This window comes from Amycolatopsis sp. MtRt-6, assembly GCF_017308975.1.
Classification (GTDB): Bacteria; Actinomycetota; Actinomycetes; order Mycobacteriales; family Pseudonocardiaceae; genus Amycolatopsis.
The window spans coordinates 41,833-62,728 of sequence record NZ_JADWPD010000002.1; the positions used below are offsets into that span (position 1 = coordinate 41,833).

At 71.2% G+C, this 20,896-nt stretch carries 26 protein-coding genes; 5 read left to right on the plus strand and 21 right to left on the minus strand.

What is annotated here, in order from left to right:
• Positions 1 to 81: 81 nt before the first annotated feature.
• The 9 genes from dhaM to nucS all read right to left on the minus strand — a co-directional run bounded on the left by dhaM (position 82) and on the right by nucS (position 7,715).
• Entirely contained in the window at positions 82 to 753 is a 672-nt protein-coding gene (dhaM, locus tag I4Q55_RS03815; protein ID WP_206784605.1) for a dihydroxyacetone kinase phosphoryl donor subunit DhaM, read from the minus strand.
• The gene (dhaL, locus tag I4Q55_RS03820; protein WP_206784606.1) at positions 750 to 1,379 is read right to left on the minus strand and encodes a dihydroxyacetone kinase subunit DhaL; all 630 of its coding nucleotides are present in this window, start codon (positions 1,377 to 1,379) and stop codon (positions 750 to 752) included. The genes dhaM and dhaL overlap by 4 nt, the downstream gene beginning before the upstream one ends.
• The gene (gene dhaK, locus I4Q55_RS03825) at positions 1,379 to 2,380 is read right to left on the minus strand and encodes a dihydroxyacetone kinase subunit DhaK (protein WP_206784607.1); all 1,002 of its coding nucleotides are present in this window, start codon (positions 2,378 to 2,380) and stop codon (positions 1,379 to 1,381) included. Before dhaK ends, dhaL begins: the two co-directional genes overlap by 1 nt.
• A 67-nt stretch (positions 2,381 to 2,447) precedes the next feature.
• Positions 2,448 to 3,440 (minus strand): DUF3558 domain-containing protein, encoded by a 993-nt coding sequence (locus I4Q55_RS03830; RefSeq protein WP_307793102.1) that lies wholly within the window; start codon positions 3,438 to 3,440, stop codon positions 2,448 to 2,450.
• A gap of 47 nt (positions 3,441 to 3,487) precedes the next feature.
• Positions 3,488 to 3,772, minus strand: a complete 285-nt coding sequence (locus tag I4Q55_RS03835; RefSeq protein ID WP_206784609.1) for a hypothetical protein — start codon at positions 3,770 to 3,772, stop codon at positions 3,488 to 3,490.
• Between the two features lie 9 nt (positions 3,773 to 3,781).
• On the minus strand, positions 3,782 to 5,479 hold the full coding sequence (locus tag I4Q55_RS03840) for a sodium:solute symporter family protein (RefSeq protein WP_206784610.1): 1,698 nt from the start codon (positions 5,477 to 5,479) through the stop codon (positions 3,782 to 3,784).
• Positions 5,480 to 5,678: 199 nt separating this feature from the next.
• Positions 5,679 to 6,455 carry a hypothetical protein gene (locus I4Q55_RS03845; RefSeq protein ID WP_206784611.1) on the minus strand — a complete coding sequence of 259 codons (777 nt, stop codon included), beginning with the start codon at positions 6,453 to 6,455 and terminating at the stop codon, positions 5,679 to 5,681.
• 383 nt (positions 6,456 to 6,838) lie between these two features.
• Positions 6,839 to 7,054: a DUF1653 domain-containing protein gene (locus tag I4Q55_RS03850; protein WP_307793103.1), complete on the minus strand. Its 216-nt coding sequence runs from the start codon at positions 7,052 to 7,054 to the stop codon at positions 6,839 to 6,841.
• A gap of 1 nt (position 7,055) precedes the next feature.
• Complete coding sequence (gene nucS, locus I4Q55_RS03855; RefSeq protein WP_206784612.1) at positions 7,056 to 7,715, minus strand: endonuclease NucS; 660 nt, start codon at positions 7,713 to 7,715, stop codon at positions 7,056 to 7,058.
• Between the two features lie 36 nt (positions 7,716 to 7,751).
• On the opposite strand from nucS, the gene I4Q55_RS03860 reads away from it, so the two are divergent.
• Positions 7,752 to 8,297 carry an NUDIX hydrolase gene (locus I4Q55_RS03860; protein WP_206784613.1) on the plus strand — a complete coding sequence of 182 codons (546 nt, stop codon included), beginning with the start codon at positions 7,752 to 7,754 and terminating at the stop codon, positions 8,295 to 8,297.
• Here the strand turns inward: I4Q55_RS03860 and I4Q55_RS03865 are convergent, their stop codons facing one another.
• The 4 genes from I4Q55_RS03865 to I4Q55_RS03880 form a co-directional block, all read right to left on the minus strand.
• Positions 8,298 to 9,071 carry an enoyl-CoA hydratase-related protein gene (locus I4Q55_RS03865; RefSeq protein ID WP_206784614.1) on the minus strand — a complete coding sequence of 258 codons (774 nt, stop codon included), beginning with the start codon at positions 9,069 to 9,071 and terminating at the stop codon, positions 8,298 to 8,300.
• Positions 9,072 to 9,108: 37 nt separating this feature from the next.
• Positions 9,109 to 11,127 carry a protein meaA gene (locus I4Q55_RS03870; protein ID WP_206784615.1) on the minus strand — a complete coding sequence of 673 codons (2,019 nt, stop codon included), beginning with the start codon at positions 11,125 to 11,127 and terminating at the stop codon, positions 9,109 to 9,111.
• A 164-nt stretch (positions 11,128 to 11,291) separates the two neighbouring features.
• Complete coding sequence (locus I4Q55_RS03875) at positions 11,292 to 11,435, minus strand: hypothetical protein (RefSeq protein WP_206784616.1); 144 nt, start codon at positions 11,433 to 11,435, stop codon at positions 11,292 to 11,294.
• Between the two features lie 134 nt (positions 11,436 to 11,569).
• Positions 11,570 to 12,091: a PH domain-containing protein gene (locus I4Q55_RS03880; protein WP_206784617.1), complete on the minus strand. Its 522-nt coding sequence runs from the start codon at positions 12,089 to 12,091 to the stop codon at positions 11,570 to 11,572.
• Between the two features lie 158 nt (positions 12,092 to 12,249).
• Here I4Q55_RS03880 and I4Q55_RS03885 point away from each other — a divergent pair, with 158 nt between their 5' ends.
• On the plus strand, positions 12,250 to 12,876 hold the full coding sequence (locus tag I4Q55_RS03885; protein WP_206784618.1) for a LysE family translocator: 627 nt from the start codon (positions 12,250 to 12,252) through the stop codon (positions 12,874 to 12,876).
• Positions 12,876 to 13,499 (plus strand): LysE family translocator, encoded by a 624-nt coding sequence (locus I4Q55_RS03890; RefSeq protein ID WP_206784619.1) that lies wholly within the window; start codon positions 12,876 to 12,878, stop codon positions 13,497 to 13,499. Before I4Q55_RS03885 ends, I4Q55_RS03890 begins: the two co-directional genes overlap by 1 nt.
• Here I4Q55_RS03890 and I4Q55_RS03895 read toward each other — a convergent pair.
• The 3 genes from I4Q55_RS03895 to I4Q55_RS03905 are packed head-to-tail and all read right to left on the minus strand — an operon-like array spanning position 13,496 to position 15,907.
• Positions 13,496 to 14,686 carry a S9 family peptidase gene (locus tag I4Q55_RS03895; protein ID WP_206784620.1) on the minus strand — a complete coding sequence of 397 codons (1,191 nt, stop codon included), beginning with the start codon at positions 14,684 to 14,686 and terminating at the stop codon, positions 13,496 to 13,498. The two genes, I4Q55_RS03890 and I4Q55_RS03895, sit on opposite strands and share 4 nt — an antisense overlap.
• Positions 14,683 to 15,501 carry an NAD(P)H-binding protein gene (locus I4Q55_RS03900; RefSeq protein ID WP_206784621.1) on the minus strand — a complete coding sequence of 273 codons (819 nt, stop codon included), beginning with the start codon at positions 15,499 to 15,501 and terminating at the stop codon, positions 14,683 to 14,685. The genes I4Q55_RS03895 and I4Q55_RS03900 overlap by 4 nt, the downstream gene beginning before the upstream one ends.
• A complete protein-coding gene (locus I4Q55_RS03905) occupies positions 15,494 to 15,907 on the minus strand; it encodes a nuclear transport factor 2 family protein (RefSeq protein WP_206784622.1) in 414 nt (137 codons plus the stop codon). The genes I4Q55_RS03900 and I4Q55_RS03905 overlap by 8 nt, the downstream gene beginning before the upstream one ends.
• Positions 15,908 to 16,005: 98 nt before the next feature.
• Between I4Q55_RS03905 and I4Q55_RS03910 the strand changes: the two genes are divergently transcribed.
• Positions 16,006 to 16,596, plus strand: coding sequence for a TetR/AcrR family transcriptional regulator (locus I4Q55_RS03910; RefSeq protein ID WP_206784623.1), 591 nt, complete (start codon positions 16,006 to 16,008; stop codon positions 16,594 to 16,596).
• A gap of 63 nt (positions 16,597 to 16,659) precedes the next feature.
• On the opposite strand, the gene murA is transcribed toward I4Q55_RS03910, so the two are convergent.
• Positions 16,660 to 17,934 carry a UDP-N-acetylglucosamine 1-carboxyvinyltransferase gene (gene murA, locus I4Q55_RS03915; RefSeq protein ID WP_206784624.1) on the minus strand — a complete coding sequence of 425 codons (1,275 nt, stop codon included), beginning with the start codon at positions 17,932 to 17,934 and terminating at the stop codon, positions 16,660 to 16,662.
• Between the two features lie 61 nt (positions 17,935 to 17,995).
• On the opposite strand from murA, the gene I4Q55_RS03920 reads away from it, so the two are divergent.
• Complete coding sequence (locus I4Q55_RS03920) at positions 17,996 to 18,568, plus strand: cob(I)yrinic acid a,c-diamide adenosyltransferase (RefSeq protein ID WP_206784625.1); 573 nt, start codon at positions 17,996 to 17,998, stop codon at positions 18,566 to 18,568.
• Here I4Q55_RS03920 and I4Q55_RS03925 read toward each other — a convergent pair.
• The 4 genes from I4Q55_RS03925 to I4Q55_RS03940 all read right to left on the minus strand — a co-directional run bounded on the left by I4Q55_RS03925 (position 18,565) and on the right by I4Q55_RS03940 (position 20,885).
• A complete protein-coding gene (locus I4Q55_RS03925; RefSeq protein ID WP_206784626.1) occupies positions 18,565 to 18,717 on the minus strand; it encodes a hypothetical protein in 153 nt (50 codons plus the stop codon). The genes I4Q55_RS03920 and I4Q55_RS03925 overlap by 4 nt on opposite strands.
• A complete protein-coding gene (gene aroA, locus I4Q55_RS03930) occupies positions 18,717 to 19,955 on the minus strand; it encodes a 3-phosphoshikimate 1-carboxyvinyltransferase (protein ID WP_206784627.1) in 1,239 nt (412 codons plus the stop codon). The genes I4Q55_RS03925 and aroA overlap by 1 nt, the downstream gene beginning before the upstream one ends.
• A gap of 104 nt (positions 19,956 to 20,059) precedes the next feature.
• Positions 20,060 to 20,494 carry a DUF2550 domain-containing protein gene (locus I4Q55_RS03935; RefSeq protein WP_003102655.1) on the minus strand — a complete coding sequence of 145 codons (435 nt, stop codon included), beginning with the start codon at positions 20,492 to 20,494 and terminating at the stop codon, positions 20,060 to 20,062.
• A 25-nt stretch (positions 20,495 to 20,519) separates the two neighbouring features.
• Positions 20,520 to 20,885, minus strand: a complete 366-nt coding sequence (locus I4Q55_RS03940; RefSeq protein WP_003102658.1) for a F0F1 ATP synthase subunit epsilon — start codon at positions 20,883 to 20,885, stop codon at positions 20,520 to 20,522.
• Positions 20,886 to 20,896 lie beyond the last annotated feature (11 nt).

Consider the following 20,896-nt stretch of genomic DNA (forward strand, 5'->3'; position numbering starts at 1 on the left):
TCGATACTGCCACGCGGCACCGCCGGAGCCCAGACGGAATCGAGTCAGTACCGCTCAAGTCACCCGGCCGGGCCGCCGGCTTCACTCGCCGAAGTCGCTCTCCACCAGCTCCTTGACCTTGGCCAACGCGGTTTCCGCGTGCGGCCCGCTGGCCCGCACGCGGAGCCGGTCGCCTTGGCGGGCGCCGAGCGACATCAGAGCCAGGACGCTGTGGCCGTCGGCCTCCCGGTCGCCGAGCCGCACGGTGACCTCGGCGTCGATCCCGCTGAGCGTGCGCACCAGCAACCCGGCCGGCCGGGCGTGCAACCCGACGTCGTTGCGCAGCTCCAGTTCGATTTCGGCCGCGTCGTCCTCGCTCTCGGCGGGCGCCAGGTCCTCGGGGATCCCGGCCGCCGCGGCGGCTTCCGCCACCGCCTTGCGGTCGCGTCCGGCCTGGGCGGCGACCGCCGCGGCGATCGCGCCCTCGACCAGCGGGCCGTCCGCGACGATCGCGGCCGAGGGGTCGGCCAGGGATTCGACGGCGAGCTCGGCCGTCATCTGCGCGCTGCCCAGGTCGTAGAGCAGCACGACGCCGTCGCCGGAGTCGGCGCGCTGGGTGGCGGCGACAACCTCGTCGTAGTCCGTGCCGATCGAGCCGTCGGAGAGGCCGCCGGCCGGCAGGATGGTCACGTCCGGTGCCATCTGGGCGGCCAGCTCGGCCAGGCCCTCGGCAAGCTTCGCACTGTGCGACACGAGCACGATTCCCACGCTCACCGGGCGGCCTCCGCGAACGCGCGCAGCAGCAGCGCCGACGAGCGGGCGCCGGGGTCCAGGTGCCCGACCGCGCGCTCGCCGAGGTAGGACGCCCGGCCCTTCCGCGGTATCAGGTCCACTGTGGACTGCGCGCCGGTGTCGGCCGCGTCGGCGGCCGCGGTCAGCACCGCGGCGACGTCGCCGCCGTCCCCGGCCGTCTTCTCCGCGGCCGCCACCGCGGGGATCAGGGCGTCGACCATGGTCGCGTCGCCGCCCACGGCCTTGCCGCGGGCCTGGACGCCTTCGAGGCCGGCGCGCAGGGCGTCCAGCAGCGCCGGGACGTCGAGCTCGGCGGCGGGGCCCAGCTTGGCCGAGGCACGCAGGAAAGCCGTGCCGTACAACGGGCCCGCCGCCCCGCCGACCTTGGAGATCAACGTCGTCGCGACGAGCTTCAACACTCCGCCCGGGGTGTCCGGCGGGGCCGCGTCGAGCGCCGCCACGACGGCCGCGAAGCCGCGGTTCATGTTCTCGCCGTGGTCGCCGTCGCCGATCGCGCGGTCGAGGTCGATCAGTTCGGCGCGGTGCTCGGCGACCACCGCGGCGGCGGCGCGCACGGCCGCCGCGACCCCCTCGGCGGTGCAGGCCATCAGAGCCCCCACCGCAGCGCCGCGGTGTTGACCGGGGCGTCCCACAGCTCGGTCAGCTCGTCGTCCAGTTTGAGCAACGTCAGGCTCATCCCCTGCATCTCGAGGCTGGTGATGTACGGGCCGACCAGCCGGCGCTCGACCACGATCCCCCGGTCGGCCAGCAGCCGCTCGGCGATGCCGTGGGCCAGGTAGAGCTCCACGAGCGGGGTGCCGCCCATCGAGTTGGTGAACAGCAGCACGCGGTCGCCCGCGGCGAACGGCAGGTCCGAGACGACCGCGTCGACCATCCGCGACACCAGTGCGTCGGCCGGCTCGGCCGGGAGCCGCTCGCGGCCGGGCTCGCCGTGGATGCCGATGCCGAACTCGATCTCGTTCTCCTCGAGGTCGAAGCTCGGGGTGCCGGCGTGCGGCACGGTCGGCGCGGTCAGCGCGACGCCGATCGACCGGACCTGGCCGATCACCTTCTGCGCCAGCGCGGTCACGGCGTCGAGCGAGTCGCCGCGCTCGGCGGCGGCGCCGGTGATCTTCTCCAGCAGCACCGTGCCGCCGACCCCGCGGCGGCCCGCGGTGTACGTCGAGTCCTTGACCGCCACGTCGTCGTCGATCACGACGCTGCGCACCTCGAGGCCCTCGGCGGCGGCCAGCTCGGCGGCCGTCTCGAAGTTGAGCACGTCGCCGGTGTAGTTCTTGACGATGAGCAGGGCACCCGCCTCGCCGGTGGTCGCGGTGACGGCGGCCTGCACCGCGTCCGGCGTCGGCGAGGTGAACACCGCACCGGGCACGGCGGCGGCGAGCATGCCGTGGCCGACGAAGCCGCCGTGCAGCGGCTCGTGCCCGGACCCGCCGCCGGAGATGACGGCGACCTTGCCGGCGACCGGCGCGCCGGCTCTGATCACGACATCCGGGTCGTACTGGACGCGAAGGATGTCGGCGTGCGCGGCGGCGAGTCCCCGCAGCGACTCGGCGACCACGTTCGCCGGATCGTTGATGATCTTCTTCACGGCAGCCTCCGGCGCATCGGCGGGTGGGGTGCCCCCTTCCTACCTCTCCGCGCGGCGCGCCGCCAGATCAAGGTTTGGGGAGCTTGGTGACGACGTTCTTCGCGACGGTCACCGCCTTGCCGCACGGATCGGCGTCGTTGCCGACATAGCCCTGGTAGTCCACCTGGGCCAGTTCGACGTCGTCGCCCTGCCACGGCCGGTGCTGCCACTCGACCTTGCAGCGGGCCGAACCCCCGGTCGCCTGCTTCTGGAAGGCGGTCACGCCGCCGCCGAGGTCCACCTTGGAGTTGCCGTCGCCGACCAACGGGGGCAGGCCCGGCCGGAACGCGACCGACACCGACGGGCCCCGGTCCTTCCACTCGCACGAGTGCAGGCCCGAGGCCGCGGGCTTGGCGGACGGCACCACCGCGGTCACCGCCGAAGTGTCGGCCATCGCGCACGGATCGGCGGTCAGCACGGTGCCCGCGGGGGTCGAGTACTTCTCCGGCGAGCTGTGCAGCTTCTGGACGACCGCCTCGGCGAACGTCTGCCCGGGACGGCAGGGGTCACCGGCGTAGGTGACCGACACCGCGAGCGCGGAATCCGGCTTCAGCGCCGTCATCACCGCGACCGTGCAGTCGGTGTCGCCGGTCTTGTTCACGCGCAGCGGCAGACCGCCGGCCACCCCGGTGGTCTTGTCGGCCCGCGGCACCACCGTGCTGCCGATCTCCAGCTCGAGCCGGATCTCCTTGCCGCCGGGGTCCTTCACCTTGTTGCTGCAGGTGTCGAAGGCGATCGAAGACGGCGACGGGTCGTCATCGACCGTGCCGAGGCCCAGCGCGCCGAGGGCGGCCTTGGTCAGGAACTGGCACGGCTGGATCGTGCGGAGCACGTCCACCGCCACGGCGGCGTCGGTGATGGGGCCGTCGGCGACCTGGCCGGAGCCGGCCGCCGCGGGCACCGTCGTCCGGGCGAAGTTGGACTTGCCGAGGTCCTGCCCGCAGGCCGTCAGCGGCAGCGCGAGGGCGGTGACCAGCAGGAACAGCTTCGGGAGACGGCGGCGCCGAACGTCTGGGAACACGCGATGCACGGTAGCGGCAGCCGAGCGCCGCTGTCCGGACAACCCGGCTATTCGCCCGCTGCCGGCGGTGTGTCGCCGGTCTCGGGCTCGGCCGGCACGACGAGCGGGCGGAGCACGGCCCACAGGACGAACAGCGCGGTGACCACCAGCATGCCGATCCCGGCCCACAGGTTGATGTTCACGCCGGCGGCCTTCGCGATCTCCTCGTCGGAGGTGAAGCCGATGCCCATGACGGTCAGGATGACGCCGTAGACGCCGATCAGCAGGGCGATGATCAGCCGGATGTCGAAGGCGCCTGCCTTGTGCGCGCGCGGCTGCGACTCGGTAGCCATTCCGACCTCCTAGAAGATGATGTTCAGGGCGATGGTCAGGACGAGCACGATGCCCGCGAGCAGGCCCGGCTTGCGGTACCAGCCCGCGTTCTCGCCGGTGTCGTCGTGCTTCAGCGACTCCCGCGGGGTCAGCGAGTAGACGAGCCCGACCAGTTCCTCGTCCGGTTTCGGCTTGGTCGCCAGCGACACCACGACGCTCGCCACGATGTCGACGACGAACGCGGTCCCGGCGGCGACGAAGCTGATGCCCTGCCCGGTGAGGCCGAGCACTCCGGCCTGCGAGAGACCCCAGACGGTGATGGCGGAGCCGGTGCCGAGCACCAGGCCGACCCAGCCGGCGTGCGGCGTCATCCGCTTCCAGAACATGCCCAGGATGAACGTCGCGAACAGCGGCGCGTTGAAGAAGGAGAACAGGTCCTGCAGGTAGTTCAGGATGTTGCCGGAGTTCGACGCGATGAACGCCGTGCCGATCGCCGCGATCGTGCCGAGCGAAGTCACCACGCGGCCGAGGTTCAGGTAGTAGTGGTCCGGCTTGTCCTTCTTCACGTACGTCTGCCAGATGTCGTACGTGAAGACCGTGTTGAACGAGCTCAGGTTCGCCGCCATGCCGGCCATGAAGGACGCCAGCAGACCGGCGATGGCGATGCCGAGCATGCCGTTCGGCAGCAGGTCGCGCATCAGCAGCAGGAGCGCGTTGTTGAAGGTGACGCCGCTTTCGGCCGTGCCGCCGTCGAGCAGCACCTGCTTGTCCCGGACGTACTCGGACACGGTGACCGCGGCGATCATGCCGGGGATGATCACGATGAACGGGACCAGCATCTTCGGGAACGCGCCGATGATGGGCGTGCGCCGCGCGGCGGACATGCTCTTCGACGCCATCGCGCGCTGGACCTCGACGAAGTTCGTCGTCCAGTAACCGAAGGAGAGCACGAAGCCGAGGCCGAAGACGATGCCCAGCACCGAAAGCAGGCTGTTGCCGAAGCCGGTCAGGTTGTCACCGGGCCACGAGTGCAGCTGCGCGGAGCCACCGGGGCTGTTGGTCACCTTGTCGACCAGGCCCTCCCAGCCACCGACCTTGACCAGGCCGACGATCGTCAGCGGCACCAGCGCGATGACGATGACGAAGAACTGCAGGACCTCGTTGTAGATCGCGGCGGAGAGGCCGCCGAGCGCGGTGTAGGAGAGCACGATGGCGGCGGCGACGATGATCGACACCCACAGCGGCCAGCCCAGCAGCAGGTTCACCACGCTGGCCAGCAGGAAGAGGTTCGCGCCCGCGATGAGGATCTGGGCGGCGGCGAAGCTGACGCCGTTGACCAGGTGGGCCGGCCTGCCGAAGCGCCGCCGCATGAACTCCGGGACGCTGCGGACCTTGGAGCCGTAGTAGAAGGGCATCATCACGATGCCGAGGAACAGCATCGCCGGGATGGCGCCGATCCAGAAGTAGTGCACGGTCGGCAGGCCGTACTGGGCGCCGTTGGCCGACATGCCCATGACCTCGACCGCGCCGAGGTTCGCCGAGATGAACGCGAGGCCGGTGACCCAGGCGGGCAGCGACCGGCCGGACAGGAAGAAGTCGAGGCTGCTCGACACCTGCCGCCGCGCCAGGTACCCGATGCCGAGCACGAGCGCGAAATAGAACGCCAGCTCGATGTAGTCGATCGCGCTCGCGTCGAGTCGCAGGTTCGCATCGGCCAGTACGAGCACCCGACCCACCTCCGGCAGTTCCTTCTGCAAACAGGACAACAACCGACAGGAATCACCAGCATCCCGTCAGATCCGGACAGTACTGCATGGATTCAGGGTCGGCACGCCGACTCGTCCACAATGGCCGAAGGGCGCGCTCCCCCGGTCTGGACCAGGGGAGACGCGCCCTCGTTTCACGCGCCGCGGGAGCGGCTGACGATCAGCGGTCGGTCGGTACGGCGATCTCACCGTCCTCGTCGATCAGGTGGGCCAGCACCTCGTCGGGCAGGTAGGTCCGGTGCGGGTAGCCCGGGCCCCACGAGTTGAGGATCGGCACGGCGCCGAGTTCGTCGGCCCGCGGGTTGGCGAGCACCGAGTGCACGTCGTCGACGGACTTCGCCCAGCGGAACGCCTTGATGCCCTGCTTGGCCTCGGCGGTGTACTTCTCGCGGGTGCGCCAGTCGTCGTCGGCGTAGGACTCGTCCCACAGGACGTGCCCGGTGTCCTTGAGCACTTCGGCCGCGGCGCGGCACGACGTGCCGTTCTCGTCGCCGGGGTTGGTCTCGGGCCACTCGTCGCGCTTCTTGGCCTGGTCCCAGAGCCAGCGGGCCGAGTACTCGCTGCCGTTGAAGATCGACATGCAGCGCGACCAGGCGAAGCCGACGCAGGCGCCTTCGCGGCCCTGGTCGTAGAACGCGTACCAGGCGTCGGTGTCCGGGGTGCCGCCCGGCTCGAGGCAGACGGCGTGGCCGCCGCGGATCCGGCCGAGGTGCTTGACGCCGGCCTTCGCGATGAAGAACTCGCCGGACGTCTCGTCCTGTTCCGGCTGGTCGAACGCCGAGTACCAGTTGACCCCGATCACGACCGGCGCGCGGGTGGGCTTGTCGTCGTCGGCGAGCGCGCCGAGCGGATACCTTTCCACGTGCCGCCAGTCGTCCGGAATGAACCGGCCCAGGCGCGGGTCGGCCGGATCGGAACCGAGTGGGCGATAACGCATGACTTCCTCCTTCGTGCAGGCCAAAATGCGCGCACACCGGCCGGATGGCATGCACACCCCGAGCTCGAAGGCGGATTGAAACGTTGGCACGACGAAAAAGTGACGGCCGAGCGCACCACCCTCCGGCCACGCCGGACGCACCGGCGGAACCCCTCGAATCGAGTGTGGCACAGCACGTTCGAATAAGAACCCGAACTCACCCGAACAGCGCATAAAAGGCGTTGAAAAAGTAACCGCCCACTGCGCACGGGCCTATCGGGTTAACGATTTCCTGGCGGAGCGAGAATCATCGAATCAGATACGTCGATTTCGGCATCGATTCGGTATCGCCCCGGATACCGCCCCTTCGGGCAGCTGAGGGGTCAATTTTTCAACGACCCGCGTCAGTCCGCCACCCGGCGGAAGCGCGGCACGCGGCCGCCGGGTGTCTCGACGGTCTCGACGAACATCGCCTTCGGCCGCACCCACAGCCCGTGCTCGCCGTAGAGCGCCCGGTACACCACGAGCTCCTCTTCGGTCTCGCTGTGCCGGGCGACGCCCACCACCTCGTACTCCGCGCCCTTGTGGTGGACGTACCGCCCGGGCTCCACGTCGGACACGTCAGAACAGCCGGAACTCGTCGGACTCGATGCCGCGCAGCTCGTCGTAGTCCAGGGTCAGGCAGCGGATGCCGCGGTCCTCGGCCAGCGTGCGGGCCTGCGGCTTGATGATCTGGGCCGCGAACACGCCCTGCACCGGCGCCAGCAGCGGGTCGCGGTTGAGCAGCTCCAGGTAGCGCGTGAGCTGCTCGACGCCGTCGATTTCGCCGCGGCGCTTGATCTCGACCGCCACCGAACGGCCTTCGGCGTCGCGGGCCATGATGTCGACCGGGCCGATCGCCGTGGGGAATTCGCGGCGGACCAGCGTGTAGCCGTCGCCGAGGGTCTTGATGTGCTCGGCCAGCAGTTCCTGCAGGTGCGCTTCGACGCCGTCCTTCTGCAGGCCCGGTTCCGCGCCCAGGGCCTGCGAGTAGTCGTGGAAGACCTCCTCGATCGAGATCACCAGCTTCTCGCCCTGCTTGTTTTCGACGATCCAGAGGTTGCCGTCCTCGATCAGCCAGCAGGGTGGGCTCATCCAGTTCAACGGCTTGTACGCACGGTCGTCGGAGTGCACCGACACCGAGCCGTCGGACTTGACGAGCAGCAGGCGGGTGGCCATCGGCAGGTGGGCGGTCAGCCGGCCGGCGTAGTCGACCTGGCACCGCGCGATCACGAGACGCACCCGAGGAGGGTAGGACAGGTTCGGGATACTGGACGGGTGGACCCCATTCAGCGTGTCGCGTCCCGCGAGGTGTACCGGAACAACTGGATGACCGTGCGGGAGGACGAAATCCGCCGCTCCGACGGCTCGGCGGGCATCTACGGCGTGATCGACAAGCCGGCGTACGCGCTGGTCGTCGCCCAGGACGGCGACCGGTTCCGGCTGGTCGAGCAGTTCCGCTACCCGCTCGGTGAGCGGCGCTGGGAGTTCCCGCAGGGCACCGCGCCGGACCTGGCCGACGTGCCGCCGGACGAGCTCGCCGTGCGGGAACTGCGCGAGGAGACCGGGTTGCGGGCCGGCTCGATGGTGCCGCTGGGCAGGCTCGACGTCGCCGCCGGCATGAGCAGCCAGCGCGGCTGGGTGTTCCTCGCCACGGACATCACCGAGGGCGAGCCCGAGCGCGAGCACGAGGAGCAGGACATGCGCAGCGCGTGGTTCGCGCGCGCGGACGTCGAGAAGATGATCCTCGCCGGCGAGATCACCGACGCGCAGTCGATCGCCGCGTGGGCGCAGCTCATGCTGTACGAGCGCACCCAGGGCTGATCAGTCGGGCCAGGAGGGCTTGCGCTTCTCCAGGAACGCCGCCATGCCTTCGCGGGCGCCGGGCAGCTGGGACGCCGCCGCCATGACCTCCAGCGCGATCGCGTACGCGTCGGCCTCGGGCCGGTCGAGCTGGGCGTAGAGCGTCACCTTGCCCATCGACTTGCTGGCGCGGCTGCCGCGGGTAGCCCGGGCCAGCAGCTCGGCGACGGCGTCGTCGAGCCGCTCATCGGGCACGACCCGGTTGACCAGACCCCAGTCGAGCGCGGTCGCCGCGTCGACGACGTCGCCGGTCAGCGCCAGCTCCATCAGCCGCTTGCGGCCGATCGAGCGCGCCACGGGGACCGCCGGCGTGTGGCAGAACCAGCCGCCCTTGCCGCCCGGCAGCGCGAAGCCCGCCGACTCGGCCGCCACGGCCAGGTCGCACGACGCCACCAGCTGGCAGCCCGCCGCGGTGGCCAGGCCGTGCACCCGCGCGATGACGACCTGCGGGATCGACTCCATCGTCTTCATCAGGTCGGTGCACAGGGTCAGCAGCTCGCGCACGCCGGTCAGGTCCCGCGCGGCGACGTCGGCGAAGTCGTGGCCGGCGGAGAACACCGGGCCGTCGCCGGCCAGCACGACACCGGTCGCGTCGGAGGTCCCCGCCTCGTGGAACGCGGCGAGCAGCTCGGCGAGGTGGTCCGCGGAGAGCGAATTGCGCCGGGCCGCCCGGTTCATGGTGATCGTGACGGTGTCGCCGTCGCGCTTGACCAGGATGTGCTCGTACTCGGTCATGCCCCGACGGTAGCCCCTCGGAGCGGGCCAGTGGAGCTCAGCCGAGGCCGTTCCGCTCCCGGATCAGGCTGACGATGCCGTCCATGATCCCGGTGAGCTCGTAGTCCTTCGGCGTGAACACCCGGGCGATGCCGCGTTCGGTGAGCAGCGCGGCGTCGTCCGGCGGGATGATGCCGCCGACGATCACCGGCACGTCGCCCGCGCCGGCGGCACGCAGGCCGTCGACGACGTGCGGGACGACCTCGAGGTGCGAGCCGGACAGCACGGAGAGCCCGACGACGTGCACGCCTTCCTGCACCGCGGCCGCGACGATCTGCTCGGGCGTCAGCCGGATGCCCTGGTAGACGACCTCGAAGCCGACGTCGCGCGCCCGGACGGCGACCTGCTCGGCGCCGTTGGAGTGCCCGTCCAGGCCCGGCTTGCCGACCAGGATCCGCAGCCGCTCGCCCAGCTCCGCCTCGGTTTCCCGGACGCGCGTGCGCACCCGCTCCAGCTCGGGGTCGCCCGTGCCGGCGACCGCGGAGGCGGAAACGCCGGTGGGCGCCCGGTATTCGCCGAACACCTCGCGCAGCGCGCCGGCCCACTCGCCGGTGGTCACGCCGGCCCGCGCACAGTCCACAGTGGCCTCGAAGAGGTTTTCCGTGGTCTGCGCCCGCTCCTTCAGCGCGGCCAGCGACCGCTCGACGGCGTCGTTGTCACGCCGGGCGCGCCAGTCCTCGATGGCGGCGACGGCGGCCTTCTCGACGGCGGGGTCGATCGTTTCGATCGCCTTCGCGCCTTCGGCCTGCAGCGGTGACGGCTCGGTCGTCCCGAACTTGTTGACGCCGACCAGGATCCGTTCGCCGTTCTCCATCTCGCGGCGGTACTCGGCCAGCGAGGCGACCAGCTGCGACTTCATGTACCCGCTCTCGACCGCGGCGACCGCGCCGCCGAGGTCCTGCACGCGGGCGATCTCCTCGCGGGCGCCGGCCATGATCTCGTCGACCTTGGCCTGGATGACGTGCGAGCCGTCGAAGATGTCCTCGTACTCCAGCAGGTCCGTCTCGAAGGCGAGCACCTGCTGCATCCGCAGCGCCCACTGCTGGTCCCACGGCCGCGGCAGGCCGAGGGCCTCGTTCCACGCCGGCAGCTGGATCGCGCGGGCGCGGGCGCCGCGGGAGAGCGACACCGCGAGCATCTCCAGCACGATCCGCTGGACGTTGTTCTCCGGCTGGGCCTCGGTCAGCCCGAGCGAGTTCACCTGGACGCCGTAGCGCAGCCGGCGGGCCTTCGGATCCGTGACGCCGTAACGGTCGCGCGTGAGCTCGTCCCAGAGCGCGGTGAACGCGCGCATCTTGGACATCTCCTCGACGAACCGGACACCGGCGTTGACGAAGAAGGAGATCCGCGCGACGACCTTCGCCATGTCGGCCGCGTCGACCTGCCCCGAGTCGCGGACGGCGTCGAGCACGGCGATCGCGGTGCACAGCGCGTACGCGACCTCCTGCGTCGGCGTCGCCCCGGCTTCCTGCAGGTGGTAGCTGCAGATGTTGATCGGGTTCCACTTCGGCACGTGGTGCACGGTCCACGCGATCACGTCGGTGATCAGCCGCAGGCTCGGCCCCGGCGGGAAGATGTAGGTCCCGCGGGACAGGTACTCCTTGATGATGTCGTTCTGCGTGGTGCCGGCGAGCTTGGCGAGGACCTCGTCGACGTCCCGGCCCTCGGCCTCGGCCTGCTCGCGCGCCACGGAGACGTACAGCGCGAGCAGCCACATGGCCGGCGCGTTGATGGTCATCGACGTGTTGGCTTCGGCGAGCGGGATGCCGTCGAAGAGCAGCCGCATGTCGCCGATGTGCGACACCGGCACGCCGACCTTGCCGACCTCGCCGCGGGAGAGCTGGTGGTCCGGGTCGTAGCCGGTCTGGGTCGGCAGGTCGAACGCCACCGAGAGGCCGGTCTGCCCCTTCGCGAGGTTGCGCCGGTAGAGCTCGTTCGACGCGGCCGCGGAGGAGTGCCCCGCGTAGGTTCGCATCACCCACGGTCGGTCTCGCTCGCGGTCCGTTGGATACGGCACTGGACACCTCCGGCGGTGGACGTTTCGTCGAGTGTACCGACCGGTAACATAGGTGGGCAGTGGAATCGGCCACGTCCGGGTGACGTCAGCCCGCGGCCTGCTCGCGGCCGATCAGATCGCACAGCCACGCGCGCGCGGGCCGCCCGGGGTGCCCCGGTGCCGGCTCAGGCGGCGCTCTGCGCCCGCGCGATCAGGTCGCGGACCCGCTCGGCCTCCGGCACCGCCGCCAGCACGATCGTGACCTGCGGGGACTTCGTCCGCGCGCCACCGATGACGCCGAGGAGCCCCTCCGGCTCCCCGAAGGTCACCGTGCCGACGCCGCTGCGGCCGTCCCGACCACAGCAACCGCTCACCCGGCAGCAGGGCGCTCCTCGGCATGTCCACGGCGGCCTCCCCAGTCCTGTTTGCCGGGTGACGCTCGGGAGGGCCGTGCCGGTTGCCTTCAGGCGGCGGAGCTGTTCGCTTCCGGCGGGGCCTGGCGCGCCTTGGCCTCGTCGATGGCCTTGGTGAGCAGGTCGCGGACCCGCTTGGGCTCGCCGATGCCGATCAGCGTCACCGAACCCGACCCGCCGAAGGCGATGGTCCCGGTGCGGGACGGGCCCGCCTTGAGCACCGGCGCCGGCAGACCGGCCAGCTCGCTGGAGCGTTCCTTCTGCCGGAACAGGCCCGACCGCGCGATGATCCGGCTGTCCGTCACGGCGTAGGTCGTGCGCCCGAGCGCGAGGTACCGGAGGATCGAGCGGCCGACCGCGCCGTAGAGGCCGGCCACCAGCACGACAACGGCGGCGACCATCGTGGGTCCGCTCGGCTCGCGCGTGAGCAGGAACCAGAGCGCGGCGGCGGCGAGGACGAGCCCGGCCGGGGCGATCACCCCGTCCGCGGCGACGTAGAGCGGGCGCTGGACCGGCTCTCCCGCCCAGAGCACGCGTTCACCGGGCAGAAGATCGATTTCGCCTGCTGACATGGCCGAACACTACTCTGCCGGAGCGTCTCCCGCGCGCGGCGCACGTGGTCGGACACCCTCTGTGCGTGGTTGATCGCGCGGCGCACCAAGTCGCGTGTGGGGCGCTGTGACCGAAATCCGCGAGACCACGCCCGGTCCGTCCGTTAGCGTGGAAAGCCGTGACGTGGAGTTCGTACGGCAGTTATCTGGTCATCGTGGTCCTGATCGTCGTCGCGCCGGGGCCCGACACGATGGTGATGCTCAAGAACGCGCTGTCCGGCGGGTTCCGGGGCGGGCTGCTCGCGTCGCTCGGCATCTTCGCCGGCAACGCCGTGCAGGGCAGTGCCGCGGCGCTGGGGCTCGGCGTCCTCATCGCCCGGTCGCAGCCGGTGTTCACCGCGCTCAAGTGGGCCGGCGCGGCTTACCTCGTGTACCTCGGTGTCCAGGCGCTGCGCGGCGCGTTCCGCGGTGACTACCAGGCGGTCGAGGAGGCCCAGCGACGCCGCGGCGGCGGCTTCCGGCGGTTCCGCGAGGGCTTCCTCTCCAACATCACCAACCCGAAGGTGCTGGTGCTGTATCTGTCGGTGCTGCCGCAGTTCCTCGACCCGGCGCGCACGACGACGTGGGACGCGCTCGCGCTGGCCTACACCGTCGCCGTGCTCGGTGTGCTGTGGCTGGTGGTGCTGCTGGTGTTCGTGCACCGCGTCCGCGCGTGGCTGGAGCGCCGCCGGGTCCGGCGCACCCTGGACGGCGTCACCGGCACCGCCCTGGTCGGCTTCGGCGCCGCCCTGGCCCTGGAATCCTGATGACCTGGAGCACGTACGCGGGTTTCGCCGGGATGATGGCGTTCCTGGCGATGATGCCGGGCCCGGACACCATGGTGGTGCTGAAGAACGCCCTGACCGGCGGCGCCCGCGGTGGCGGCTGGGCGTGCGCGGGCATCACGGTCGCGAACTTCCTGCAGGGCACGGCGGCGGCGCTCGGCCTGGGGGCGGTGATCACCCGCTACCGCCCGGTGTTCGAGACGGTGAAGTGGCTCGGCGCGGCGTACCTGGTCTTCCTGGGGATCCAGGCGCTGCGCGGTGCTTGGCGCGGGAACTACGAAGCTCTCGACGACGTCCGCAAGGCCCGCGCGTCCCGTGGGCGGCGGTTCCGCGAAGGGTTCCTGTCCAACATCACCAACCCGAAGGTGATCGTGCTGTACCTGTCGGTGCTGCCGCAGTTCCTGACGCCGTCGTCGACGCTCGGGGACTCGCTGCTGCTGGCGTACACGGTGGCGGCCCTGGGCGTGGTGTGGCAGGTGGTGCTGCTGTTCTTCGTACACCGGGTGCGGGGCTGGTTGCGGCAGCGCAAGGTACGGCGGGTGATGGACGGCGCGACGGGCACCGCGCTCGTGGGCTTCGGCGCGGTGCTCGCCCTCGAAGGCTAGAGCGTGCGGTCCAGCCAGTCGTAGATCCGGCCCGCGGCGAGCCGCTGGGCGCCGACGTGGCAGTGCGCGTCCGCGCCCTCCTCCGCCGTGAACGTCAGCAGTGTCTTCGGTGCCGTCAAGTGCGCGTACAGCCGCCGGGGCTCGGTCTCCTGGTCGCCGCCGAAGAACAGGTCGTCCGCCGCTTCGCAGACCAGGACCGGGCAGGCGATCTTCTCCGCCACGCCGTCCGCCAGCGTGTACTCCAGGTACTTCGCGATGAACTCGCGATCGGTCGCCGCGCCCAGCACGTACCGGCCGTGGTCGCACGCCCAGCGCAGCGTCGGGCTCGCCTCGCGGCCCGCCGCGAGCAGGGCGTCGAACTCCTCGTCGCGCTCGGCCCGGGCGCGGGCCAGGATCTCCTGTCGCGGCCACGGCAACAGCCCGGTCACCGCCGCACCCGCGTCGTACACGCCGTCCACCGCCACCACCGCCGCCAGCCGGCGCTCGAACGCCGCCGCGCGCGGGGCCAGCATGCCGCCCAGGCTCACGCCGAGCAGCGCGATGCGCGCCGGGTCGACTCCGCCGAGCGCCAGCGCGAAGTCCACCACCGGCGTCACCACGTGCTCCCAGTCCGGCCGGAACACGAGCTTCTCGTGGCGGATCGCGCTCGGCTGGCCCGGGCCGTCGAACGTCAGGACGTGGTAGCCGTGCGCGGCGCCCGCCCCTGCGCCGAGGTAGTGGCACTCTTCCGCGCTGCCGTCGAAACCGTTGTGCATGATCAGCAACGGCTTCGGGCCGTCGCCTGGCGCGCGGTAGAGGTAGCCGTGCAGAACCGTTCCTTCATAAGGGATTTCGACCGGCTCGGCCACCTCCGCGCGCTGGAAGCACTCGACGCTCCGGTCGTACGCCGCCGCGATGCGTGGGTCCGCCGGGTCGCCGTGGAGGAAGAACTCCGACGAGAAGTAGTACGTCGACGCGCGCAGCAGCAGGTCGCGTGCGGTGACCGGCCCCGCGTCGGCCGCCTCGGCGTACAGCCGGTCGGCCAACGCGCGGTAGGCGTCGTGCCAGCTGTCGTAGTCCCCCGGCGTCACCGTCGACGCCGCCGCGAGGACCTCGCCGAAGTCGGAGCCGCCGTAGGCCGCGTGGCCGAACAGGCGCAGGGTCTCGAACCAGAACTGCGGGTCGTCTTCGAACATCAGCTGCTTCATCGGATCTCCTCCCGCACAAAGGTTTCGAACGAACGGGCCGGCCGCCCGGTGACCTGCTCGACGGTCGGCGTGACGCGGTCTTCGGCGCCGCGGCGAATGTCCTCGTCGAGGGCGGCGAGCACCGCCGCGAACGGCTCGGGCAGCCCGGACGACGTCAGCAACGCGGCGAACTCGGCGGTGCTCACCGCGCGGTGCCGTACCGGGCGGCCGAGGTGCGCGGACACGATCGAGGCCGCTTCGGTGTAGCTCAAGGCGGCCGGTCCGGTCAGGACGTGCTCGGTGTTGTGCGGCACGGGGTCGGTCAGCGCGCGGACGGCGACCGCCGCGATGTCGCCCGCGTCGACGAACGCGACCCGGGCGTCGCCGGTGGCCGTGACGATCTCGCCGTTCCGGACGCCCTGGGCGACCAGGTGCTCGCCGGCGAAGTTCTGCATGAACCAGGACGGCTTCAGCACGGCCCACTCCGGTGCCGTGCGCACCAGCCGTTGCAAGTCGCCCAGGCCCGGGGTGTCGTCGGCGACGGCCGACGAGCTGAGCAGGACGACCCGGCGGACACCGGCCGCGAAGGCGTCGTCCAGGAAGGGCGCGACCGAGCCGGCGGGCGAAGCCTCACCGACCGGCGCCAGCAGGTAGACCGCCGAAGCCCCGCGCAGCGCGTCCGCGTGGGTCGAGGAGTCCGCCCAGTCGAAGCGGACCTGACCGGGTTCTGCCGGCTTCCGTGTGGCCGCCCGGGCGGTGAATCCTGCCGTGCGCAGGCCCGCGACGACCCGGCGGCCGGTCGTGCCGGTGCCACCGAGGACCAGGGCGTCAGCCACCGAACGCCGCCGTCAGTTCGCCGCCGAGGACCTTCGCGGCGGCCAGCGGGCTCCAGTAGTCGCGGTAGTGGCGGATCCGGCCGTCCTCGACGGTGATCACGGCGATGTACGACAGCTCGTACGGCTTCCGCGACGCCACCACGACCCCGGCGACGGTGAACTCGACGACGACCACGCCCGGGTCGGCGGTCTCGTGCACGGTCTTCGCGGTGACTTCCCGGATGTCCAGCAGGTTCGGGTAGTCGCGCAGGTACTCACGGATCGCGTCGCGCCCTTCGACGCGCTTCGGGTAGCCCGGGCCGGCGAACGGGAACTCGAGGACGCCGTCCTCGGCCCAGAGCCCGGCGAACCCGGCCATGTCGTGCTTCAGCAGCAGATCGAGCGCGTGCTCGGCGAAGTCGCGCATCGCGGCCCCCTTCGACGGTTGGACGAGACGGTACCGTCCCGACGTAAGCCACCATAGACGGGACGGGACCGTCTCGTCCACCCGCTAGACTGCGCTCCATGGCACGCACCCCCACCGGCGCCGCGGTCCTGCAGCCCGAGGTCACGCAGGCGATCACCGACGCCGTCCTGCACGAACTCGCCGAACAGGGCTACGGGCGGCTGTCCATGGAAGCGGTGGCCAAGCGCGCCGGGGTCGGCAAGAGCGCGCTCTACCGGCGCTGGCGGTCGAAGGACGAAATGATCGCCGCGGTCGTCACGGAGTTCAGCGTGACGCGCGCGGCGGAGGCGGACACCGGCTCACTGCGCGGCGACCTGCGGGAGACGATGCAGGCGCTGATCGACTGGCTGACGCACCCGCTGTTCTCGCGGATCCTGCCGGACCTGGTCGCCGAGGACGCGCGAAATCCGGACCGCGGGCGCAGCACGCGCGAGAACATCGGCGGGCCGCGACGGGAGGTCGGCGAGGCCATGCTGCGCCGGGCCATCACCCGCGGCGAGCTGCCCGAGGACCTCGACATGGAGATGGCGCTGGACGTCCTGGCGGCGCCGATCTACTGGCGCCTGGTGGTCCGGCAGGCCGAAGCCGAACCGGACTACCTGGACCGGCTGGTGGCATACGCCCTGCGCGCACTGGGCGCGCAGGGCTGAAACAACCGGGGCTCCGCCCCGGGCCGGGGGCTCCGCCACCCGGACCCCCCAAAGCGGGTGTGATCAGCTCCTGTCCGGCTCACCCGCGACGCGCTGGATGTTCGCGCCCAGGCGGTTCAGGTTCTCGACGAAGTGCGGGTAGCCGCGGTCGATGTGGAAGACGTCCCAGACCTCGGTGACACCGTCCGCGCACAGACCCGCGAGCACCAGCCCGGCGCCGGCGCGGATGTCCGATGCCCAGACCGGTGCGCTCGACAGCTTCTCGACGCCGCGGACCACCGCGTGGTGGCCGTCCGTGCGGGCGTCGCCCGACAGCCTGACCATCTCCTCGATGAAGCGGAAGCGCGCCTCGTAGACGTTCTCCGTGATCATCGACGTGCCTTCCGACACCGCCGACAGCGCCACCGCGAACGGCTGCAGGTCGGTCGCGAAGCCGGGGTACGGCAGCGTCACCCAGTCGACGGCCTTCGGGCGCTCGGGCTGGACCACGCGGAAACCCTTGTCTCCGAACGTCTCGACGTCCGCGCCGGCCAGCTGCAGCTTGTTCAGCACCAGGTCGAGGTGGTGCGGGTTGACCCCGCGCACGGTGATGTCGCCGCGGGTCATCGAAGCGGCGAACGCCCAGGTCGCGCCCACGATCCGGTCGCCGATCACGCTGTGCGTCGTCGGGTGCAGCTGCTCCACGCCGTGCACCGTCAGAGTCGACGTGCCGGCGCCTTCGATCTTCGCGCCCATCTCGGTCAGCATCGTGCAGATGTCGACGATCTCCGGCTCGCGCGCGCAGTTGTCGATGACCGTGGTGCCCTCGGCCAGCACGGCCGCCATCAGGATGTTCTCGGTCGCGCCGACGCTCGGGAAGTCCAGCCAGATCTGCGCGCCGACCAGCGTCTCGGCCTTCGCGACGACGCAGCCGTGCTCGATCGTGCTCGTCGCGCCCAGCTTGCGCAGGCCGTTCTGGTGCATGTCCAGCGGGCGCGAGCCGATCGCGTCGCCGCCCGGCAGCGCCACGACAGCCTGCTTCAGCCGGCCGACCAGCGGCCCCAGCACGCAGACGGACGCGCGCAGCTTGCCCATCGCCGCCGAGTCCGCGCGGTGCGACAGCTCGGCCGGCGTCGTGATGGTGGCCGTGTCGCCCTCGATGACGACCTCGCAGCCGACGCTCCGCAGCACGTCGCCCATCAGCGGGACGTCGAGGATCTGCGGGCAGTTCGTGATGGTCGTGGTGCCCTCGGCCAGCAGGGCCGCGGCCATCAGCTTCAGCACGCTGTTCTTGGCGCCGACCACGTCGACCTCGCCGACCAGCCGGGCTCCGCCATGCACGTCGAAGTGCTCGCTCATGGCCGCCAATCATGCCCTCTCGCCCGGATTCGGCCCGGGCGGGGGCCGCTATGGTGGATCCATGGTCGTTCGCATCAACCGCGTGTACACGAAGGTCGGCGACAACGGCACGACCGCGCTCGGCGACGGGTCCCGCGTGCCGAAGACGTCTCCGCGGCTGGGCGCGTACGCGGACACCGACGAGGCGAACTCGGTGCTCGGCCTGGCGATCGCGATGGGCTCGTTGCCCGCCGAGGTCACGGACGTACTGCGCACGGTCCAGAACGACCTCTTCGACGTCGGCGCCGACCTCTGCCTGCCGATTTCCGACGACCCGCCGTACCCGCCGCTGCGGATCACCGAGAAGTACGTCGAGCGGCTCGAAGGCTGGTGCGACGAGTTCAACGAGCGCCTGCCGAAGCTGACGTCGTTCATCCTGCCGGGCGGCACGCCGGGGGCGGCGTTCCTCCACCAGGCGCGGACGGTGGCGCGCCGGGCCGAGCGGTCGGCCTGGGCCCTGCACGAGGCCGAGCCCGAGGCGACCAACCCGATCGCGGTGAAGTACCTGAACCGGCTGTCGGACCTGCTGTTCATCCTGGCCCGGCTGGCCAACCCGGACGGCGACGTCCTGTGGCAGCCGGGCGGGCAGCCCTAGCCGAGCCGGCCCTGCTCCTGCGCCGCCCAGTGGCGCTCCAGGTCGACGTCCGGTGTCCCGTCGAACGCCGGGTCCACGGCCTGGGTCGTGACCATGTCCTCCGGCTTCACGCGCTCCGGCAGTTTCGCGAAGCGGTTTTCTTCGGTCATCAGATCCCCCAGCTCTCCCGCAGGGTCCCCAGTGCCTGGTGGAAGCCGGGGAAGGTCTTCTTCACGCACTCCGGATCATCCAGCGTGATGCCGTCGATCAGCAAGCCCGTGATGCTGAACGCCATCGCGATCCGGTGGTCGCGGCGGCACGCCACCAGGGTGCCCGTCGGCCGGCCCGGCTGGATCTCGATCCAGTCGCGGCCGGTGACGACCTCGATGCCCATCGCGCGCAGGTTCTCCTCGCACGCGTCGAGCCGGTCGCACTCCTTGATGCGCGTGTTGTAGACGTCTTCGATGCGCACCGGGCCCGAAGCGAACGGCGCGATCGCCGCCAGGGTCGGGACCGTGTCCGAGATGTCACGCATGTTGACTGTGATCCCGCGCAGGCCGCCCGACGGGCCCGCGACCGTCACCGAGTCCGGCGTCAGCTCCACGTGCGCGCCCATCTCACGCAGGACGTCGGCGAAGCGCACGTCGCCCTGCAGGGCGTCGGAGCCGAGGCCCGGGATGGTCACCGTGCGGCCGGTGACCGCCGCCGCGGCCAGGAAGTAGCTCGCTGTCGACGCGTCCGGCTCCACCGGGTACTCGCACGCGCGGTACGGCTGGGGCGGGACCACGAACGTCTGCCCCTCGCGGCGGACGTCGACGCCGAAGCGGCGCATCATCTCCAGCGTGATCTCGACGTACGGCACCGACACGAGGTCGGTCACCGTGATCCGCAGGCCCTCCGCGGTCAGCGGCCCGAGCAGCAGCAACGCGGTCAGGAACTGCGACGACAACCCCGCGTCGAGGGTCAGCTCCCCACCCTTGACGCCGTTCGCGCGGACGGTCAGCGGGTGATGCCCCGGCTCGCCGCCGAACTCGAGGTCGACACCCAGTTCCTGCAGGGCGTCGGTCAGCGGCCCGAGCGGACGGCGGCGCATCTGGCCGGACGCGTCGAAGCGGAACGTCCCGGTGCCGGCCGCGGCCAGCGCGGGCAGGAACCGGGCCGTCGTGGCGCCGTCCCGGCAGAAGACGTCGGCTTCGGCAACGCCGGGCCCCGACGGCCGGCCCTCGATGGTCCACGCGTCCGGCTGCCGGTCGACGCGGTAGCCGAGCTTGACCAGGCCCTCGGCAAAGCCCTCGGTGTCATCCGAGTGCAGCGGACGGCCGAGGGTCGTGGTGCCGTGCGCGGCGGCGGCCAGGAACAGGCCGCGGGCGGTGACGGACTTGGAGCCGGGGATCTCGACGAGGGTCACGCAGTGAGTTTAATGCGGCGAGATCTCGGCCATCGGGCCCCAGTCGGAGGCATCCAAGACCCTATGGATAACTGTCCCAAGTTTGAGACAGTTATCCATAGGGTTCAAGAAGCGCGCGGAAGGCGCCGCCCGGGCGGGGCGGACTCGAGCCAGGAGAGGAAGCCCGTCAACGCGCCCGGACCCATCGCGATCTCGATCGCTTCCTGGGTCTCCGACTCGCAGCGCAGGACCGTCGAACCCTCGGGCACGGCGTAGGCCTCGGTGCCGGACGGGTCGCGGCGGTCGGCGATCTGCATGCTTTCCCGCTGGAAGACGCGGTCGGCGCCGGTGCGCAGGCTCCACACCCGGTACCAGACGAACTCGTCGCCCTCGTAGCGGCCCAGCCCCAGGTGCCAGCTGGACCGCGGGTTGTCCGGACGCCACCGCAGCGCGACGCTCACGCCGCCACCGCGGCGCATCCGGATCCACCGCTGGCCGTACCAGGCGGCCAGCACCGCGAGCACGATCAGGAGCCCGACTACGACCACGGTGATCTTCACGGCCCGGCTCCTGCCCGTCTCGCGCTCAGGCCGACTGACCCGCTGCGCGGAGCTGGGCCGAGGCCCTCGCCCGCTCGGTCTCGTCGTCCCCGGTCAGGGCCGCCTTGGCCGCCTCGACGTCGATCTCGTCGGAGAGCTCGGCGCTCTCGGCGAGGATGCTCACCCCGGTGCCGGTCACGGAGAGGAACCCGCCGTGGACGGCCGCGCAGACCGTCTCGCCGTCGGTGGTCGTCACCTTGACCACGCCACCCTCGACCAGCTGCCCGAGCACGGGTTCGTGACCGGCCATGATGCCGATCTCACCCTCGGTGGTCTGGGCCACCACGAAAGTGGCAGTACCCGACCAGAGACGGCGCTCGACGGCCACCAGCTCCACGGACATCTCAGCCACGTAGCACTCCT

Excerpts from the sequence above, each read along its gene's own strand:
- dhaL (WP_206784606.1), bottom strand. The coding sequence starts at position 1,379 with ATGGCCTGCACCGCCGAGGGGGTCGCGGCGGCCGTGCGCGCCGCCGCC.
- I4Q55_RS03835 (WP_206784609.1), bottom strand. The coding sequence starts at position 3,772 with ATGGCTACCGAGTCGCAGCCGCGCGCGCACAAGGCAGGCGCCTTCGAC.
- I4Q55_RS03845 (WP_206784611.1), bottom strand. The coding sequence starts at position 6,455 with ATGCGTTATCGCCCACTCGGTTCCGATCCGGCCGACCCGCGCCTGGGC.
- I4Q55_RS03865 (WP_206784614.1), bottom strand. The coding sequence starts at position 9,071 with ATGACCGAGTACGAGCACATCCTGGTCAAGCGCGACGGCGACACCGTC.
- I4Q55_RS03880 (WP_206784617.1), bottom strand. The coding sequence starts at position 12,091 with ATGTCAGCAGGCGAAATCGATCTTCTGCCCGGTGAACGCGTGCTCTGG.
- I4Q55_RS03890 (WP_206784619.1), top strand. The coding sequence starts at position 12,876 with ATGACCTGGAGCACGTACGCGGGTTTCGCCGGGATGATGGCGTTCCTG.
- I4Q55_RS03895 (WP_206784620.1), bottom strand. The coding sequence starts at position 14,686 with ATGAAGCAGCTGATGTTCGAAGACGACCCGCAGTTCTGGTTCGAGACC.
- I4Q55_RS03905 (WP_206784622.1), bottom strand. The coding sequence starts at position 15,907 with ATGCGCGACTTCGCCGAGCACGCGCTCGATCTGCTGCTGAAGCACGAC.
- I4Q55_RS03910 (WP_206784623.1), top strand. The coding sequence starts at position 16,006 with ATGGCACGCACCCCCACCGGCGCCGCGGTCCTGCAGCCCGAGGTCACG.
- murA (WP_206784624.1), bottom strand. The coding sequence starts at position 17,934 with ATGAGCGAGCACTTCGACGTGCATGGCGGAGCCCGGCTGGTCGGCGAG.
- I4Q55_RS03920 (WP_206784625.1), top strand. The coding sequence starts at position 17,996 with ATGGTCGTTCGCATCAACCGCGTGTACACGAAGGTCGGCGACAACGGC.
- I4Q55_RS03925 (WP_206784626.1), bottom strand. The coding sequence starts at position 18,717 with ATGACCGAAGAAAACCGCTTCGCGAAACTGCCGGAGCGCGTGAAGCCG.